This is a genomic window from Bacillus sp. BACIII, assembly GCF_057836745.1.
Map to the genome: position 1 here is coordinate 3,018,775 of NZ_CM174437.1, position 17,423 is coordinate 3,036,197.

The following is a 17,423-nucleotide window of genomic DNA, read 5'->3' on the forward strand; positions in this document are numbered from 1 at the left end:
TGAAGCAAATGTCAGAAAAGGAACAACTGAATCAGGTGGAAGCTGTCGCCAGAGCGCGTTTACAAGAACGGGGAGTTGAGACGGACGATATTGCCGAGCTTGTGTATTTCCTTCAGAAAAAATATCATCCTGATTTGACGATGGAGGTATGCAGGCTCAATGTGGACCGCGTCATCGCGAAACGCGAGGTGCAAAACGCGATTTTAACGGGAATCGAATTAGATGTGCTCGCCGAACAAAAAAAGCTGTCTGAACCGCTTCAGACCATTTTGGCGATTGATGAATCACTGTATGGGGTTGACGAGGTGCTCGCCTTCTCTATCGTGAATATATACGGCTCGATCGGCTTTACGAATTACGGTTATATTGACAAAGAAAAACCCGGCATTCTCGGGCGGTTAAATGATAAATCAACGGGTGAATGCCATACGTTTCTTGATGATATCGTCGGCGCAATCGCAGCAGCGGCTTCAAGCAGGCTTGCCCACAGCGCCAGAAATACAGAATAAGGACGGCCGTCATGGCCGTCCCTTTTTTTATAGATGTTCAATCCATTCAGTTAAAGAGTCAATCGCATATGTCGGCTTCTGATCGTAACCGGCCATATGCTCACGCTTTGTCACTCCGGTATGAACGAGCAGCGTATCCATGCCCGCATTGATGCCGGCCATAATATCCGTTGCATAGTTATCGCCGACCATGAGTGTTTCGGAAATATCCGTTCCGAGCACCCGCATCGCCTGTTCCATAATAATGGATTCCGGCTTGCCGATAAAGACAGGCTCGACGCCTGTGGACACCGTCAAAACGGATGTCAGTGAGCCGTTCCCCGGCAAAAGTCCTCTTTCAGTCGGAATAGCGACGTCGCCGTTTGTTGAAATAAACCGGGCGCCGTTTCTGATCGCAAGACATCCCGTGGCCAATTTTTCATATGTAATGCCGCGGTCAATTCCCACAACGACAAAGTCCGCGTTTTCTTCTCCGAAGCTCAGCCCGTTTTCTTCGATGGCCTGGCGGATGCCTTCTTCGCCGATCACATACACCGACGCATCTTTTTTCTGCTGGGCGATATGCTGCGCAGTCGCCATGCTTGTTGTGAAGACCTGTTCTTCAGAAGCCGGAATGTCAAAGCTCATCAGCTTGTCCGCCACCTGCTTCGGCGTCCGGGAGGAATTGTTTGTCACGAATAAATACGGAATGCCGCGCGCTTTAAGCGTTCTCACGAATTCACACGCTTCTTCGATTTTTTCCGTCCCGTTGTACATTGTGCCGTCCAAATCAATCAAATATCCTTTATAATCCTTCATACTCAACACTCCTGTGGATTTTCTCACTTGTTGTTATTTAAATGCGGAAACAGGGCCTAACTCTGTTTCAAGGTAGGTTCTTACGCGGGCCGGAAAGGCTTTCAGCACGTCTCTGTTTGACGAAATCAGTGTAAACAGCTCCTGATGATCGGCATGCTGATATTCCTGAACAAGCTGCTTTCTGGAAGAGATCAATTGCTTCAGCTTATTTCCTTCTTCCTCAGCTACCACCTTTTCGTCCGTCAGTATATCCATGATGTCGTCATAACTTCCCGGATCGCGCATGATAAAGCCGTCAATCATATCATTTCCGACATCGAGAATGCATTCGATCATAAGATGGCTGATCCGCTCAAGCGCTCTTTTTTCGATCTCGCTCTGCCAAGCCGGCGTGCTGTCAAACAGCGCCAGCTGATTCTCAAAAAAACGGAGTGTTTGTTCGATATTATTTCTGTCAACAAAATACACGTGACAGCATCCCCTTCTGCATCAATTATTTTCTGATTCGTTTAAGAACAAAATACGAGCAGCCGAAATTGCAGTATTCGTAAATGTATTCGTCCAATGTGCTGATTTTCGTTTCAAAGGTTGCTTTTTGATTCTGGTCATCAAAGAAGCCTTTGAGCCGCAGCTGACTGTATCCCCAGTCCCCCACAATGTAATCATATTTATTTAATATGTCCGAATAGCGGGCTTTGAACGCTTCTTCATTAAAGCCGTTTTTAAAATCATGTACGAGTTCAAACTCGGCATTTTGAATAAGAATCATGTCTTCACCTCTTTTATCACTCTTTACTATCATAATTCATTGACTTCTGTGCATCAATTGCAAAATGAGACGCTTCGGATTGCGGAGAAGATTTTTCCCTTTTATATCCAGTTTAGCGGTTCAGACGGTCCTTATTCAAGAATGACTTTTTTTCGGCTCAAACGGCTCCATCACAAAAAACCCAAAACCTGCGGCGTTTTGGGTTTTTTCGGCTTATATTATGCTTGGGCCTGGCGTTTTTTAGACGCTTCGTTTACTTGTTCATCCGCATGATAGGAAGAACGGACAAGCGGGCCTGCTTCACAGTGGCTGAAGCCTTTTTGCATCGCGATTTCTTTCAGTTCGGCAAATTCGTCCGGATGATAATATTTTTGAACCTTTAAATGTTTTTTGGATGGCTGTAAGTATTGGCCGATCGCCATGATGTCGACATTATTCGCAAGCAGGTCGTCCATCACTTCAATAATCTCTTCCTTCGTTTCGCCGAGACCGATCATAATGCTTGATTTCGTCGGGATGTCAGGCTGCATTTCTTTCGCACGTCGCAAGAATTCTAAAGAACGGTCATATGTTGCACGGGCGCGGACTCTCGGTGTCAGGCGGCGCACGGTTTCAATGTTGTGGTTCAGAATATCAGGACGGGTATCCATTAATGTTTTCAGGTTGTCGTAATTTCCGCCCATATCGGATGGCAGCACTTCAATCGTCGTGAACGGGCTTTTTCTGCGGATCGCCCGGACCGTTTCCGCAAAGACGCCTGCTCCGCCGTCTTTCTGATCATCACGCGCCACGGCCGTGATAACGGCGTGCTTTAAGTTCATCAGCGCAACCGAATCAGCTACGCGTTCCGGCTCCTGCAGATCCAGCTCAGTCGGCAGACCCGTTTTGACAGCGCAGAAGCGGCATGCTCTCGTACAGACGGAACCGAGAATCATGAATGTCGCCGTACGTCTGACAGCCCAGCATTCATGGATGTTCGGGCATTTTGCTTCTTCACATACGGTATGCAGATTATTTTCACGCATTAATTTTTTGAGACCCGTATAGTTTTCATTCGTGTTCAGCTTTATTTTGAGCCATTCCGGCTTTCTCAGATGCTCGTCTTTCTTTGCCATTTCCCCATCATCTCCATTATCCCTTTATTCATGTTTGTGTGCGAAAAATTTCTATTTCACGATGGATATAAAACTCGCGGATTTCTATTCATAAGTCACTTTAACATAGGAAAAATTTCTCGACAAGGGAAGAGAATTACTTACATTTTCTCGGATTGTTGCCGCAAACTATTTGTATTCAATCCTGAAAGGAGATCATGTTGTGAAAGTTCTGTTATCTGCTCTTCTCCTTTTATCCGTTTTCTGTCCGGCTGCAAGCGGAAAAGAACAATCGGCTTCTGTCTACGACGGACGGATGCAATTGTACCGCAAAGCCGAGGCGGTCACACAAATTCCTTGGTATGTGCTTGCAGCGGTTGATCAATATGAAGAAAATGTCCGCTCGAACCGAAAGGATCTGCCTGAAAAAGCGGGAATCATCAGCATTTATATTCCGGATCATTTGTGGAGCGGGCCTGAAAATCCAAATCCTAAGGACGATGCGCCCCTCAGTATTAAAGTATTTGACGGCATCGGCCTGGACGGCGACGGCGACGGAAAAGCCGAGGTAAGCAATGATGAGGATATCCTTTATACATTTGCACAGTACTTAGCGGGATTCGGAACGGATCTTGACCATATCCGCATCGGCCTCTGGAATTATTACCGCCGTGATCAGACGGTCGGCATTATCACCGAATTCATGACACTGTTCAAGACATTCGGCCGCCTTGACCTCGGAGAGCACGCCTTTCCGCTTCCCGTAAAGACGGATTACAGCTACCGCAGCACTTGGGGAGCCGCGCGGGGGTTCGGCGGGCGCCGGATTCACGAAGGAACGGATCTGTTCGCTCATTACGGGCTCCCCGTCAGATCGACCTGCTACGGGATTGTCGAAATGAAGGGCTGGAACCGCTTCGGCGGCTGGAGAATCGGCATCAGGGATATCAATAACACGTATCACTACTTCGCTCACCTGAACGGCTTTGCAAAAGGCATTCATAAAGGCCAGATCGTCAAACCCGGTGAGGTGATCGGTTCTGTCGGCAGTTCCGGATACGGACCGCCGGGCACCGCAGGAAAATTTCCGCCGCATCTTCACTACGGGATGTATAAAGATAACGGCAGATCGGAATGGTCTTTTGACCCGTATCCTCATTTAAGGGCATGGGAACGGAAAGAAATCCGCAGGAAAAAGTAAACACACAGCCGCCAGAAGAGAATGCGGCTGTGTGTCTTTATTTGTCTTTCTCCTTTTTTTCATTCGGCAGCTGAACGGAAGGCGTCACACCTGATCCGCCACTTCCGTTATAAAACTGCGGCACCTCTCCTTGAATGGCTTTAATGGAGACCGGAATATTATTTGTCACGACTGATGTCTTGCTGGCAAACGGGATAATCACCTTCACTTTAATCTCCACGAAAATACTGATATCAATCAGGGCATTGTTGATGCCGTACGGCTTTATTTTTGTTTTCACGTCAGTTAACGCATCGCCGATCAGGTTAAAGCGCACGGGGATTTTCGGCCCGAGATTCCCAAGAATGCTGTTACCCGTGACCTGCCCTAAAGGGATGTTAATCATAATTGCATCGGCCGTTTTGGCGCCTTTTTCTGTTTCATGCTGCTTATTGTTCGACTCCGCTTCCTTCAGATGAGCCTGAAGCTGCTTTGTCACTTTCGCCTTCATGCTGTTGACCACTTGTGTATTAAAATCCATCGTTGTGACTTTTCCGTTTTCATCCGTTTTCATATCGACCATATCTTTCACATTGTCGCTGTGAGACATGTATTCTTCAATGGATTCTGTAATGACCTCTGTCGCCACCCGTTTTGTTTCCATTTCTCCGATGTTCATCAGCACCGGTTTGATTGAGGAGTTGATCATCCAAAGGCTGATGACCGTCGATATGATAAAAAAAGCAAACGACAGAAGAAGCACATACCGAAAAGGCAAAGGCCCTCTCTTGCGAAGAGTGCTCCGGTATCTAGGCAAGAAAAATCCCCCCTTACATATCACAATGTATGCTTGTAAGAGGGGACATAGTAATTTATTTTTACTCTTAAAAAGTCACGCTTTCCTTCATTCAAGTGCCCGCGGCAGAAATGGACCGGCGAACGAACACATCTGACATTACGGCTGCTGCGCAAGCTTCCAGGCGAGCAGATCTCTTAAAAACTCCGGCATAAAGTATTGTTTTTCTTTCGAATCACGGATCTCAGGGAACAGCTTGCCTAGTGTGAACATGTCGAGAACGGCAACCGAGTATATCCGGTCCGGATCAAGCTCTTCTCCGTTCACTTTCACATTGATGAGGTGCGTCACACCGTCTTCAAGGATGTCAGTCTGCACCTCTGCTCCGCCATATACCATCCTGCCCATGACTTCTCCGCGGAAGCCGAGGCCTTTAATCCGCAGCTGCTCCATTTTTTCAGAGGCAGCCTGGCTGATTGTTTCTTGAAGTTCCCTGCCTGAAAGACGCACGGCGACCGGATTGATCGGATGCGGGCAGATGCGGTGCAGATCAAGCTTTGTGACAGGCCCCTTTCTTAAAGGCCCCAAAATGACACCTGAATTCACCATGCTGACTTCACAGCCGCACCAGCTTTTCAGCGCTTCAGCTAAAAGAAGCGGAAGGGGCGATTCTTCAAACCACTTCACGCCGGCTTCTTCATTCAGATCGGCGACTTGTACAGAGAGCAGGTTTTCCGCTTCCCGTTCTTTTTCTTTCAGATAAGCCGCCGTATCTTCAGATTCACCGTGCCAATCAGCCATTTTCTGCACAGATGCCTGTTTGCTGACGATGGTTCTTGATTCACTTTCAATCGTCAGCTCGACACAGCCGACATAGTTCCCGTATTTCTCCGCACAGGCAAGCAGTACGCCGTTTATGTCCTGGCCGTCCTCAAGAAGGTGGTGCGTATGCGATTCAAGAATGACATCAATATCGGGGAATTTTTCCGCTGCGGCCCGGTCATCGATCAAGCCTAAATGCGAAAGCAGAATGATGATATCCGCTTTTCCCTTGATATCGTCAAGCGATTCTTGAATGCTTTTTTCCGCATCCGTCACCGTCCAGCCAAGCTTTTGATAGACGGGATAATACGGCACCGTGACGCCGAGTATGCCTGCGGTCATCCCGTTTTTCAGCGTTTTGATCACGTATGGCTCGGCCCATTCCGGCCGCTGTCCGTCCGCGTCAAACAGGTTGGACACGATGACGGGAAACGCGGCATGATTATATAAATCCGCCAGTTCATCGTGAGGCAGCGTAATTCCTTCATTATTCCCGACGGCGGCCGCATCAATCTCAAGACGGTTTAACAAGTCGACATTCGCTTTGCCGAAGGTCGCTTCCGTTATCATTTGAAATCGGTCCATATGGTCGCCGATGTCGAAAACGAGTGTTTCCTCCCCGTCTTTTTCATGCTCATTTTTCTTCTGCTCAATATAATGTACGATTTTCGGCCAATTTTCGAAATGGCTGTGCAAATCATTCGTATGATATAAACGGAGCTTCTCTAACATACCATCTCTCCTACCTTTTAGCTGAATATCCCTTGATAAATCAATTCACAGCCGATCAAAATCAAGACGATCCGCATGAAAAGCACGATTGTTTTCGTCTGCACCCGCTTGTTGACCCACGCGCCCATTTTACCGCCGAACCAAGCGCCCGGAATAAGGCACAGCGCATACAGCCAATTGACATGGCCCTCTGCGATATGTGACACGGAACCCGTCACGGAGGATAAGAAAATAATGAGCATTGACGTCGCCACAGCCACTTTCGGCGGGAACAAAAATAACAGCATCATGGCCGGAACCATAAGAGAGCCGCCGCCAATGCCGAAAAGACCGCCCAATAAGCCGACGAAAAAGGCAATCGCGATACCGGTAAACATACGGTACGAATATGTATAAAGCTCACCCGATTCATCCTCAAATGTCCGGATCATGCCTTTATGCGCTTTATTGACCGGTTTTGCTTTCGCCTTCAGCATTAATGTAATAGAAATCAAGATCATAAAAAGTCCGAACCAGACGGAAAACGTATGCGCATTAAAGAGTTTAGACAAATACGCGCCGATGATGCTTCCCGGGCCGGAACCGATAAAAAAGATCAGCCCGCTTTTGTAATCAACGGTTTTGTATTTCATATAGGCCAGAGTTGATGACAGACCGGTAAATATAATCACTAAAAGGGACGTGCCGATGGCAGTCTGCGGTGTTACGTCATGGAAAAACGGAGTCATCGTGCTTAAATAAAGCATTGCGGGCACAATAATAATTCCTCCCCCAAGCCCGATCAGGCTGCCGACCGTTCCCGCGATAAATCCTAATATAATTAAAATAAGATAAGACATGTGTCTTGAAACCTCTTTTCTAGCTGAATAGGTCAAGCTGCTTCGGAGCAAGCCCGGTATATTGTATATCTAGCATTTCAAGCATCTCAAGGCCGTTGTCGGCGGCGTCTCCGCCTGAGTTATTATTGAAGAGCACGTACAGATTGCGCGACTGCTTTTTCAGCTCCTGAAGATTGTTTTTCCAATCTTTGAGCTCCTGTTTATTATAGCGGTATAAATATCTGACCTCACGCCAGTTTTGCCCGCCGTCAGGTTTGACCCAGCCCTGCTTGTTCCGTCCGTGAAAACGGACAAGCGTTTTTTCTTCATCCGTTGCTTTCAGGACGGCCGGAATGCTGCCCTCGCCGATTTGCGGCTCGTCACATATGGTGTGAATCCAGCCTTCCGACTTCATAAAGGAAAGCGTCTGCTCGTAAAACGGCGGGGAAAACCATGACCTGTTGCGGAATTCAAGCGCGCACGGGATATCACCCATCTGCCGCCTGCACCATCTCAAATATGCGACGTTTTCTTTCTTGCAGTCAAACCACGGCGGGAATTGGAACAGCACCATGGCAAGCTTTCCATGCTCTATATACGGCGTCAATGACAGCTTAAACGCTTCAAACATCTCTTCCTTCGTTTCAAAAGGAATATCGCCGCGCTGATGGCCCGTCATCCCTTGATATGCTTTGATGATAAATTGAAAAGTTTCCGGCGTCTCTTTGACCCACCTCTCGTTATTGCGGGCGGGCTGTATCGCGTAAAAGCTCGCGTCCAGCTCAACGATGGGAAAATGGGAGGAATACGCCTGCAGTTTTTGCGGTCCCGCCGTTTTAGGCGGATAGATGCTGTCATGATCCCCCCAACCCGTCAGTCCGATATAAATCACATTCCTTCACCTCTCACTCTAGTTTATCACAGGTGTTTTTCTCTTTCCGTCTCCATGTTTTGTCTGAATGCACTTTTCAGATACCGGTATTGATGTTCATTGGTGTCCGAAAATGCCTCACTTCTGGAAGAAGAGATATGCTGATAGACGACCGGCTCCGAAAACTGTCCCCTCGTGAAATCATATATCTCCCCTTCTATTCGGTTATAAAAATGCCAGCTTGTGCCGGTTTTTGTTTTGAGAATGTCACCGCCGTAAACATCTTGGATGACTAAAGCCGTCACGCCGCACTGGCCTTTGGCCGGGCATTCTTCCGTCCATTTTGTACTGGACTTGCGCGACCAGGATGCCATTAATAGGTTCAAGATTTGATCATACAATGTGTTTTACTCCTTTTTATAAAAAGATACCACGTTGATGAAATTTTAAAAACAAGCAGGGCGGAAATCAAAAAAACCCGGCGGTAAAATCCGCCGGGCTTACGAAGGAACGACCAGCGCTCCGTCAATGCCTTCTTCTGCTTTCTTCCCGTCACTGTACACGCACCGGCCTTTGCTGTATGTAGCCGAAATGCGGGAGGGAAAGGTATGTCCTTCGTAAAGGCTTAGCTTATGCTTTTGAAACATCGATTCTCTTGTGACAGTGTACGGCTCCATGCTGACGAGCACAAAATCCGCATCACACCCCTCCTCAAGGCGCCCTTTTTTCTGAAGGCCGAATCGCCGCGCAGGTGCCGCCGCTGTCCATTCAGCGATGGTTTCAAACGGAATCTGATGCTCAAGGGCGAGTTCCAGCATCCCTAATAAAGTAAACTGCCCGCCGCTGATTCCGCCCCATGATAAAAACAGATTATCCTCCCGCTTCAAGGATGGACGGCAAGGGGAGTGGTCTGAGGAAACCATGTCAATGTGCCCCGCAATGAGCGCCTCGATCAGCGCTTCCTGCGACTCCCGCGGCCGGAGCGGAGGCGCGCATTTTGCGACAGAGCCCTTTTCCCGTAAATCGTCATGGCTGAACAAGACATAATGCGGGCATGTTTCGACTGAAACATCGAGCCCTTCCCGTTTCGCCTTTCTGATCAGCCGAACCGCTTTCGCCGTGCTGATATGAACAAAATGAACCGGGCAGCCTGTCACCCTCGCATACTGAATGGTGCGATATACCGCTTCAGCTTCAGCTTCCTCCGGGCGGGAGGCGGCATACGCATCCGCATCCACCTTTCCTTCATTGGCCAAAACCATCTGCAAATAACTTGTGATCGCGTCGCTTTCCGCGTGAAGAGCGAGGATTTTCCCTGTTGCCGCGATTTCTGCCATGCCTTTGAGCAATGTCCGTTCATCAACATAGCGGAACTCATCTGTGCCTGATCTTGATAAAAATGCTTTAAATCCGATCGCTCCCGCTTCAGCCATCGGGCGGATGTCCTCGATATGGCCGGGCACCAGGCCGCCCCATAACGCAAAATCCACGGCTGATTTTTGCCTGCCGAGTTCAGCTTTTGCGTGTAGATGCTCTGCCGTCACGGTTGATGGGATGCAATTGAGCGGCATATCAAAATAGGTGGTGCAGCCGCCTGCCGCCATCATTTGAGAACCTGTTTCAATCCCCTCCCAGTCCTCTCTGCCCGGTTCATTGAAATGAACATGGCAGTCTATCGCACCGGGAAAAACGTACTTTCCGTCTGCTTGGATGATTTCTGCCCCGCTTGTTTCAATGACAGAACCCACCTCGGCAATGATACCGTTTTGAACTGCGATATCAACTTCCTTCACACCATCTGGCGTAACTGCCTTCGCACCTTTTATTACCATATCGTAAGCCATACCGAACCCCCCATGTCAGGTTGACGATTTTTCATGTCAGTTTATGTAACACAATCCATTCTATTTTCAACAGTTTACTGCTACTATAATCGTATTACATCAGCAAAACCGCTAGAATTCCTATTGAAAATTATTCATCTTAACCAATCTTTTTATAGAAAAGGAGAATGCGCTATGAATATTTTTGATGTGATGAGAATACCGGCTTTTGAAAACGCCCATTTAATCGCTGGAAAAGCAGGAGGGGAAAGAGAGGTTCAGCATGTCAATATGATGGACGCACCCGATATCGCAGACTTCCTGCATAAGAATGAATTGCTCGTCACCACCGCGTATCACCTGAAGGATCACCCCGACCAGTTATCTGAATTGATTCGGCAAATGGCAAAACGCGGCTGCGCGGGTCTCGGCATTAAAACAAAGCGCTACTTGGAGGATATCCCGAAAGAAATCATCGAACTGGCCGATTCATACGCGTTTCCGATCATTGAGCTTCCGGAACACATCCGTCTCGGCGATATTGTGAATGCAACACTCAGCCGTATTCTCGATATGCGTTCCAGCGAGCTTCAGCAAGCCATTTACGCGCACAAAAAATTCACAAACCACATTATGAGCGGAAAAGGGCTGCAATCTCTCCTCAAAAAGGTCTCAGACCTGCTTCAGATACCCGTGCTGCTTCTGGACCAGCATGCCAAAATGCTGTCTGCGTCCCATCAGATCTCAATTGAGACCGAAAAGCTAAAAAGAGTCCTGAACACCGTATCCGGGCCGTTTTTCACTTGTTTTTCCGCAATCTCCGATCAGAAAACATATTCCGTCCTTCCTATTTATAATCATGAAAAAAACTGCGGCTTCCTGCTGATACCGGACATGGTGCAGGCCGGCGACAAAGGATTGATTCTCACCATTGAGCAAGCGGCCAACGTGATATCCTTTGAACTGCTGAAGGAAAATGCGCTGAAGCAATTCAGCCGGCGTGCGCGCAATGAGTTTTTCAGCAATTTTATTGAGCGCACATTTTCTTCAGACGATGAAATCAAAAACCGGGCGAAGGAATTCAAGCTGCGCTGGGATCAAAAATACATGTGCATCGCCGGCAAACTCGACCGGAATAACGATTCGATCAGCTTCACAGAAAATCAGCTCGCCTCCGACGGTGTCTTCGACTTTCTTGAAGGTGAATTATCAGCCTTCCCGTTTCCGCCCCACCTTTTTATAAAAGGAAATGTCGGCATTATTCTGATAGAAGCGACAGACAGCTGGAATGAAATGCACGCTTCGGTGATCAGCTTTTTAGAGCAGTTTCAAACACAGGTCAGAGCTCAGTTTAAGCGGACGGTTTCCTTTGGCATCAGCAATATATGCCAAAAGCTCATTGACGTTCCCGACGCTTTCACAGAGGCTTCTGATGCTCTGCACTCTGGGCATTTGTCAAGAAGCACGGAGTTTATCCAGGTGTATCACGCGAAAGATGTGCCCGAGCTTCTCCGCCTGCTCCCGGTTGAGGATTTGAAGAAGTTTTACCACTCCACACTTCAAAGCCTCGCTGAAAAACAGCAGGAGGATCAAAGCCTGCTTCATACGCTGTCCGTCTATTTAGAAACACACTGCCAAATCTCCGAGACGGCAAAGCGCCTGTACGTTCATCGCAATACGGTCATCTACCGCCTTGAAAAATGTGAGGATCTGCTGGGCAAAAGCTTAAAAGATCCTGAAACGACGATGCGTTTGCGGCTGGCCTTACGGATGCAGCGGCTGATCAGCTAGCATCCGTCACATAATCTTACAAACTAAATCGTTTTTCGTCACTTCCAGCAATAATGCCTGTCTTTTTCAGCTACTGTACCCAATGACACCCAAAAATCAGCACGCTATCATGTTACTAAAGTTTACATACAGGGAGGGACTATGTTGAAACAAAGATCGTTTGCGGTGTTTTCTCTTGGCCTTCAGCATGTGCTGGCCATGTATGCAGGTGCGATTTTAGTGCCCCTGCTTGTCGGCAGGGCGCTGAATGTAACCTCTGAACAGCTGTCATACCTGCTAGCGATTGACCTGTTAACGTGCGGCATCGCGACGCTTTTGCAAACCTTGCGCGGCGCACACATCGGGATCGGGCTTCCCGTCATGCTGGGCAGTTCCTTTGTAGCCGTCACCCCGATGATCGCAATCGGCGCCAATTACGGCATTCACGCGGTTTACGGTTCCATCATTACAGCCGGTGTGTTCATCTTTTTGTTTGCGCGTTTTTTCGGCAAGCTGACCGTGTTATTCCCTCCTGTCGTAACAGGAACCGTTGTGACCTTAATCGGGCTTTCACTTGTTCCGGCAGGTGTGAAAAATATGGCTGGCGGCGAAAAAATAAACGGCAGCGCCAACCCCGAATACGGTTCGCTCGAAAACCTTCTTCTCTCTGTCGGCGTCCTTGTCCTGATCTTAGTCCTCAACCGCTTTCTCAAAGGATTTGCCCGAACGCTGTCCGTTCTGATCGGAATCGCCGCCGGGACAGCGGCAGCAGCGATCATGGGAAAAGTCAGTTTTTCTGCTGTCGCTGAAGCCCCGTTCTTCCAAATCCCGAGGCCGTTTTACTTCGGAGCCCCTTCATTTGAAATCGGCCCGATCTTAACGATGCTGATCGTCGGAATGGTCATTATCGTTGAATCAACCGGCGTTTTCTACGCAATCGGCAAGATATGCGGCAGATCTTTAATCGAAAAAGATCTTGTCAAAGGCTATCGGGCGGAAGGAATCGCCATTCTTATCGGCGGGCTGTTCAACGCCTTTCCTTATAACACCTTTGCGCAAAACGCCGGCTTATTGCAGCTGACGAAAGTCAAAACAAGAAATATCGTCGTTACAGCAGGCTGTATCCTTGTCTGTCTCGGGCTGATACCGAAGATTGCCGCCCTTGCTTCTGCCGTTCCTGCTGCTGTACTTGGCGGCGCAACCGTTGTCATGTTCGGCATGGTGATTGCCTCAGGCGTTAAAATGCTCAGCACAGCGGATCTCAAAAACCAATACCACCTCTTGACCATCGCCTGCTCAATCGCACTCGGCATCGGCGCCAGCACGGTCCCCGGGATTTTTGCTGAATTCCCCGCTCCAATCAGAATTCTGGTCAGTGACGGCACCATCACCGGCAGCCTGACCGCCATCTTTTTGAATCTATTTTTCAGCCTGCGCGGCAAAAAAGAAAAAACAACACAAAAAACTGAACTTCCGGCATTAGATCATACACTCGCATTAGAAAAAGAGGTGTAAAAAAGATGAAGAAACAGCAAAATGCCTTTCAGCTGGCGGTGCTCGGACTTCAGCATATGCTTGCCATGTATGCGGGAGCGATTCTCGTTCCGCTGATCGTCGGAGCGGCGATCGGGCTGAGTCCGGGTCAGCTCACGTATTTAATCGCGATCGATTTGTTCATGTGCGGGGCGGCGACTCTTTTGCAGTTGTGGAAAAACCGGCTTTTCGGCATCGGCCTCCCCGTTGTGCTCGGATGTACGTTTACCGCGGTCGGCCCGATGATTTCCATCGGCAGCACATACGGTGTCTCAGCAATCTATGGCGCCATTATCGCCGCAGGGCTGATTATCGTCCTAGCCGCGGGCTTCTTCGGAAAGCTTGTCCGTTTTTTTCCGCCTGTCGTGACCGGCTCAGTCGTCATGATCATCGGCATCAGCCTGATTCCGACAGCAATGAATAATCTGGCCGGAGGTGAAGGAAGCAAAGACTTCGGCTCATTGGACAACGTGCTTCTCGGGTTTAGCGTTACGGCTTTTATCTTATTGCTGTTTTATTTCTTTAAAGGCTTTATCCGCTCCATTTCGGTTTTGCTCGGCCTTATCGCAGGTACAGCGGCCGCATTCTTCATGGGAAAGGTCGATTTTTCTGATGTCATGGAGGCGTCCTGGCTTCATATTCCGTCTCTGTTTTATTTCGGCATGCCGACCATTGAGCTGCCGGCTGTTGTGACGATGCTTCTCGTTGCGATTGTCAGTCTGGTCGAATCGACAGGTGTTTACTTTGCGCTTGCCGATATCACAAACCGCAGGCTGTCAGAGAAGGATCTGGAAAAGGGCTACCGGGCGGAAGGCCTTGCAATCGTACTTGGCGGCTTATTTAACGCATTTCCTTATACAGCTTTCTCGCAAAATGTCGGTATTGTCCAGCTGTCAAAAATGAAAAGTGTCAACGTCATCGCCGTCACGGGAATGATGCTGATGGCAATCGGACTGGTTCCAAAAGCAGCTGCACTGACAACAGTGATTCCAACCCCAGTTCTCGGCGGTGCGATGACCGTCATGTTCGGCATGGTCATTTCTTACGGGATCAAAATGCTTTCCAGCGTTGATCTCGACTCGCAAGGCAATCTGCTGATTATTGCCGCTTCCGTCAGCTTAGGGCTTGGCGCAACGACAGTTCCCGCGTTGTTTTCATCACTTCCGGGAGCGGCTTCAGTTTTAGCAGGAAGCGGAATTGTGATCGGCAGTTTGACGGCCATTGCATTGCACGCTTTTTTTCATACCAAACAGCCGGATCACGCTGAAATAAAAACGTAAAGGAAGATGCCAATGTTCACTATGGATGACCTGAATCAAATGGAAAGACACACACTGACAGACACGCTGGGATCTATTTTCGAACACTCTTCATGGATTGCGGAGGAAGCTGCGGAATTACGCCCGTTTTCTTCCCTTTCTGACCTTCACCGCAAAATGGCCGGCATTGTAAGAGCCGCGGACCGCCAGACGCAGCTTGATTTAATCAACAAGCATCCCAGACTCGGAACAAAGAACATAATGAGTGATGCCTCAGTAAGCGAGCAGCGAAACGCAGGGCTCAGCAAACTTGAACAAGAGGAATACGAGGAATTTCTCAAGCTGAATGAACATTATGATGAGCGCTTCGGCTTTCCTTTTATTTTAGCGGTAAAGGGAAAGACGAAACAGGACATTCACCGGGCCCTAGTGAAAAGGCTCGAGAACGAACAGGAAACCGAGTTCCAGCAAGCCCTTATCGAAATTTACCGCATCGCCCGCTTTCGGCTGGCGGATATCATAACTGAAAAAGGAGAGACGCAAATGAAAAGAACCATGTCTTACGGCAAAGGAAATGTATTTGCCTACCGAACGTTTTTAAAGCCGCTCACTGGAGTCAAACAAATCCCAGAGTCATCTTTTTCAGGGAGAGACAATACCGTTGTCGGCGTTGATGTGACATGTGAAATTGGCGGAGACGCCTTCCTGCCGTCATTTATAGACGGGGATAACACCCTCGTTGTGGCTACAGACTCAATGAAAAACTTTATTCAGCGCCATCTCGCTTCCTATGAAGGGACAACAATTGAGGGGTTCTTACACGATGTGGCTCACCGATTTTTAAATACGTATTCTCATATGGACACGATTACTCTGACAGGCGAAGAAATTCCATTTGAAGCAATGCCCGCATACGAGGCGCAAGAGCTCCGCACAAGCCAGCTCGTTTTCAGAAGATCGCGCAATGAACGGGCTCGGTCTGTGCTGAAAGCGGAACGAACCGGGGATACCATAACGATTAAGGAGCAATACAGTGAAATCATAGATCTTCAGCTCGTCAAGGTGAGCGGCAACTCCTTCGTCGGCTTTATTCGCGACGAATATACGACTCTCCCCGAAGACGGCAACCGCCCGCTGTTTGTCCATCTAAACATCGGCTGGCATTATGAAAACACAAATGACGCATACGCTTCTGATCCAGCCCGCTACGTCGCCGCTGAACAAGTCCGCGACTTGGCGAGCGCCGTATTTCACGAGCTTGAAACCCCTTCAATCCAAAATTTAATTTATCATATCGGCTGCAGAATTTTAACGAGATTCCCGCAGCTCACTGATGTCAGCTTCCAATCTCAAAATCACACATGGGACACAGTCGTGGAAGAAATTCCGGGGTCCAAAGGAAAAGTCTACACCGAACCGCGCCCGCCATTCGGCTTCCAGCGCTTTACCGTGACAAGAGAAGACGCCGAGAAAGAAAAACAGAAAGCCGATGAAGCCTTAGGGAGCCTGAAAGCCTGATGGGAAAGCTGACGACCCATATCTTGGATTTAACCTGCGGCAAACCCGCGGCGAACGTAAAAATTGAATTGAAGCGGCTGGGCGGCGGAGGCTTTAGGAAAGAGGCATACACCAACGCTGACGGCAGAGTCGATGCCCCGCTTCTCGCAGGTGAAGAGCTGGTGTCCGGAGATTATGTGATGGAGTTTCATGCAGGGGACTATTTCGCGAGTAAAAACGTGAACGCAGCCGCTCAGCCGTTTTTAACCATCGTCACCGTCAGGTTTCACATTGCAGAGTCAGATGCGCATTATCATATCCCGCTTTTGCTGTCACCGTTTGGTTATCAGGTGTATAGGGGAAGTTAAAAAGGAAGCCCACCGGTGAGGCGGGCTTCTCCATGGCAGCATTCACAGCTACAAGGAAAGAGATGTATTCACTGCTGTTTGTGCATGAATGAAAGCCGTATCAAATAATGGCACTTCAGAATCCTCGGCTTTTACTAATAATCCAATTTCAGTACATCCGAGAATAATCCCTTCCGCACCTCGATCCACCAAATGATTGATAATCTTCTTATACATGGTTTTAGACGACTGTTTGATTTCGCCTAAACACAGCTCCTGATAAATAATATGATTGATTACTTCTCTTTCCACATCAGCAGGCACAATGACATTGATATTGTGAGACTCAATACGTGATTTATAAAAATCTTGTTCCATCGTATACTTCGTTCCAAGTAAACCTACTGAACGAATACCTTGTCTCGTGATTTGATCGGCAGTTGCATCTGCAATATGTAAAATAGGGATGGTGATCATTTTCTGAATATAGCCAATCACTTTATGCATGGTATTTGTACATATGACGATAAAATCTGCACCGGCTTTTTCTAATGATCTCGCAGCTTCCCCTAAAGCTGCACCCGCCTTATCCCAAGCCCCTTCAGACTGATAGTGTTCAATCTCCTTAAAATCGACACTGTACAAAACGCATTTTGCAGAATGCAGCCCTCCTAGTTTCTTTTTTATCTCCTCATTGATCATTCGATAATATTCAGCCGAAGATTCCCAGCTCATTCCGCCAATAAGGCCGATCGTTTTCATATCACCACTCCTGAATTTTTTCAGAATATAATCAATTATTCTA

The 17,423-nt window shown here is 48.2% G+C and carries 18 protein-coding genes; 7 read left to right on the forward strand and 11 right to left on the reverse strand.

Features of this window, described 5'->3' with window-relative positions:
* Positions 1 to 8 precede the first annotated feature (8 nt).
* Positions 9 to 509, forward strand: a complete 501-nt coding sequence (locus ACXN9U_RS14730; RefSeq protein ID WP_029575315.1) for a phosphatidylglycerophosphatase A family protein — start codon at positions 9 to 11, stop codon at positions 507 to 509.
* Positions 510 to 536: 27 nt separating this feature from the next.
* On the opposite strand, the gene ACXN9U_RS14735 is transcribed toward ACXN9U_RS14730, so the two are convergent.
* The 4 genes from ACXN9U_RS14735 to lipA form a co-directional block, all read right to left on the reverse strand.
* Positions 537 to 1,307 (reverse strand): TIGR01457 family HAD-type hydrolase, encoded by a 771-nt coding sequence (locus tag ACXN9U_RS14735; protein ID WP_013353455.1) that lies wholly within the window; start codon positions 1,305 to 1,307, stop codon positions 537 to 539.
* 33 nt (positions 1,308 to 1,340) lie between these two features.
* The gene (locus ACXN9U_RS14740) at positions 1,341 to 1,775 is read right to left on the reverse strand and encodes a DUF86 domain-containing protein (protein ID WP_045926045.1); all 435 of its coding nucleotides are present in this window, start codon (positions 1,773 to 1,775) and stop codon (positions 1,341 to 1,343) included.
* 25 nt (positions 1,776 to 1,800) lie between these two features.
* Positions 1,801 to 2,076 (reverse strand): YutD family protein, encoded by a 276-nt coding sequence (locus ACXN9U_RS14745; RefSeq protein WP_060964380.1) that lies wholly within the window; start codon positions 2,074 to 2,076, stop codon positions 1,801 to 1,803.
* Positions 2,077 to 2,294: 218 nt separating this feature from the next.
* Positions 2,295 to 3,191 carry a lipoyl synthase gene (lipA, locus tag ACXN9U_RS14750; RefSeq protein ID WP_003151923.1) on the reverse strand — a complete coding sequence of 299 codons (897 nt, stop codon included), beginning with the start codon at positions 3,189 to 3,191 and terminating at the stop codon, positions 2,295 to 2,297.
* A 202-nt stretch (positions 3,192 to 3,393) separates the two neighbouring features.
* On the opposite strand from lipA, the gene lytH reads away from it, so the two are divergent.
* Entirely contained in the window at positions 3,394 to 4,371 is a 978-nt protein-coding gene (gene lytH / locus ACXN9U_RS14755; RefSeq protein WP_060964379.1) for an L-Ala--D-Glu endopeptidase, read from the forward strand.
* A gap of 37 nt (positions 4,372 to 4,408) precedes the next feature.
* On the opposite strand, the gene yunB is transcribed toward lytH, so the two are convergent.
* From yunB to ACXN9U_RS14785, 6 genes are all read right to left on the reverse strand, one after another.
* Complete coding sequence (gene yunB, locus ACXN9U_RS14760; RefSeq protein ID WP_076982791.1) at positions 4,409 to 5,167, reverse strand: sporulation protein YunB; 759 nt, start codon at positions 5,165 to 5,167, stop codon at positions 4,409 to 4,411.
* Between the two features lie 138 nt (positions 5,168 to 5,305).
* On the reverse strand, positions 5,306 to 6,700 hold the full coding sequence (locus ACXN9U_RS14765; protein WP_489201831.1) for a bifunctional metallophosphatase/5'-nucleotidase: 1,395 nt from the start codon (positions 6,698 to 6,700) through the stop codon (positions 5,306 to 5,308).
* Positions 6,701 to 6,717: 17 nt separating this feature from the next.
* The gene (locus tag ACXN9U_RS14770) at positions 6,718 to 7,539 is read right to left on the reverse strand and encodes a sulfite exporter TauE/SafE family protein (RefSeq protein ID WP_016938058.1); all 822 of its coding nucleotides are present in this window, start codon (positions 7,537 to 7,539) and stop codon (positions 6,718 to 6,720) included.
* Positions 7,540 to 7,558: 19 nt separating this feature from the next.
* Positions 7,559 to 8,410, reverse strand: coding sequence for a DUF72 domain-containing protein (locus ACXN9U_RS14775; RefSeq protein WP_060964377.1), 852 nt, complete (start codon positions 8,408 to 8,410; stop codon positions 7,559 to 7,561).
* A 26-nt stretch (positions 8,411 to 8,436) separates the two neighbouring features.
* The gene (locus ACXN9U_RS14780; RefSeq protein WP_060964376.1) at positions 8,437 to 8,790 is read right to left on the reverse strand and encodes a YunG family protein; all 354 of its coding nucleotides are present in this window, start codon (positions 8,788 to 8,790) and stop codon (positions 8,437 to 8,439) included.
* A gap of 99 nt (positions 8,791 to 8,889) precedes the next feature.
* Positions 8,890 to 10,233: an allantoinase gene (locus ACXN9U_RS14785; protein ID WP_060964375.1), complete on the reverse strand. Its 1,344-nt coding sequence runs from the start codon at positions 10,231 to 10,233 to the stop codon at positions 8,890 to 8,892.
* A 174-nt stretch (positions 10,234 to 10,407) separates the two neighbouring features.
* On the opposite strand from ACXN9U_RS14785, the gene pucR reads away from it, so the two are divergent.
* From pucR to uraH, 5 genes are all read left to right on the forward strand, one after another.
* Positions 10,408 to 12,003, forward strand: a complete 1,596-nt coding sequence (gene pucR / locus ACXN9U_RS14790; protein WP_060964374.1) for a purine catabolism transcriptional regulator PucR — start codon at positions 10,408 to 10,410, stop codon at positions 12,001 to 12,003.
* Between the two features lie 144 nt (positions 12,004 to 12,147).
* Positions 12,148 to 13,497 (forward strand): nucleobase:cation symporter-2 family protein, encoded by a 1,350-nt coding sequence (locus ACXN9U_RS14795; RefSeq protein WP_060964373.1) that lies wholly within the window; start codon positions 12,148 to 12,150, stop codon positions 13,495 to 13,497.
* A 5-nt stretch (positions 13,498 to 13,502) separates the two neighbouring features.
* Positions 13,503 to 14,795 carry a nucleobase:cation symporter-2 family protein gene (locus ACXN9U_RS14800; RefSeq protein ID WP_060964372.1) on the forward strand — a complete coding sequence of 431 codons (1,293 nt, stop codon included), beginning with the start codon at positions 13,503 to 13,505 and terminating at the stop codon, positions 14,793 to 14,795.
* Between the two features lie 12 nt (positions 14,796 to 14,807).
* Complete coding sequence (pucL, locus tag ACXN9U_RS14805; protein WP_060964371.1) at positions 14,808 to 16,292, forward strand: factor-independent urate hydroxylase; 1,485 nt, start codon at positions 14,808 to 14,810, stop codon at positions 16,290 to 16,292.
* Positions 16,292 to 16,639, forward strand: coding sequence for a hydroxyisourate hydrolase (uraH, locus tag ACXN9U_RS14810; RefSeq protein WP_060964370.1), 348 nt, complete (start codon positions 16,292 to 16,294; stop codon positions 16,637 to 16,639). The genes pucL and uraH overlap by 1 nt, the downstream gene beginning before the upstream one ends.
* Before the next feature lie 48 nt (positions 16,640 to 16,687).
* Here the strand turns inward: uraH and ACXN9U_RS14815 are convergent, their stop codons facing one another.
* Positions 16,688 to 17,380: an aspartate/glutamate racemase family protein gene (locus ACXN9U_RS14815; protein WP_060964369.1), complete on the reverse strand. Its 693-nt coding sequence runs from the start codon at positions 17,378 to 17,380 to the stop codon at positions 16,688 to 16,690.
* Positions 17,381 to 17,423 lie beyond the last annotated feature (43 nt).

Coding starts and splice junctions, on each gene's coding strand:
- uraH (WP_060964370.1), top strand. CDS start 16,292: ATGGGAAAGCTGACGACCCATATCTTGGATTTAACCTGCGGCAAACCC.
- ACXN9U_RS14735 (WP_013353455.1), bottom strand. CDS start 1,307: ATGAAGGATTATAAAGGATATTTGATTGATTTGGACGGCACAATGTAC.
- ACXN9U_RS14730 (WP_029575315.1), top strand. CDS start 9: ATGTCAGAAAAGGAACAACTGAATCAGGTGGAAGCTGTCGCCAGAGCG.
- ACXN9U_RS14770 (WP_016938058.1), bottom strand. CDS start 7,539: ATGTCTTATCTTATTTTAATTATATTAGGATTTATCGCGGGAACGGTC.
- pucL (WP_060964371.1), top strand. CDS start 14,808: ATGTTCACTATGGATGACCTGAATCAAATGGAAAGACACACACTGACA.
- ACXN9U_RS14785 (WP_060964375.1), bottom strand. CDS start 10,233: ATGGCTTACGATATGGTAATAAAAGGTGCGAAGGCAGTTACGCCAGAT.
- ACXN9U_RS14745 (WP_060964380.1), bottom strand. CDS start 2,076: ATGATTCTTATTCAAAATGCCGAGTTTGAACTCGTACATGATTTTAAA.
- ACXN9U_RS14815 (WP_060964369.1), bottom strand. CDS start 17,380: ATGAAAACGATCGGCCTTATTGGCGGAATGAGCTGGGAATCTTCGGCT.
- lipA (WP_003151923.1), bottom strand. CDS start 3,191: ATGGCAAAGAAAGACGAGCATCTGAGAAAGCCGGAATGGCTCAAAATA.
- ACXN9U_RS14765 (WP_489201831.1), bottom strand. CDS start 6,700: ATGTTAGAGAAGCTCCGTTTATATCATACGAATGATTTGCACAGCCAT.
- pucR (WP_060964374.1), top strand. CDS start 10,408: ATGAATATTTTTGATGTGATGAGAATACCGGCTTTTGAAAACGCCCAT.
- ACXN9U_RS14800 (WP_060964372.1), top strand. CDS start 13,503: ATGAAGAAACAGCAAAATGCCTTTCAGCTGGCGGTGCTCGGACTTCAG.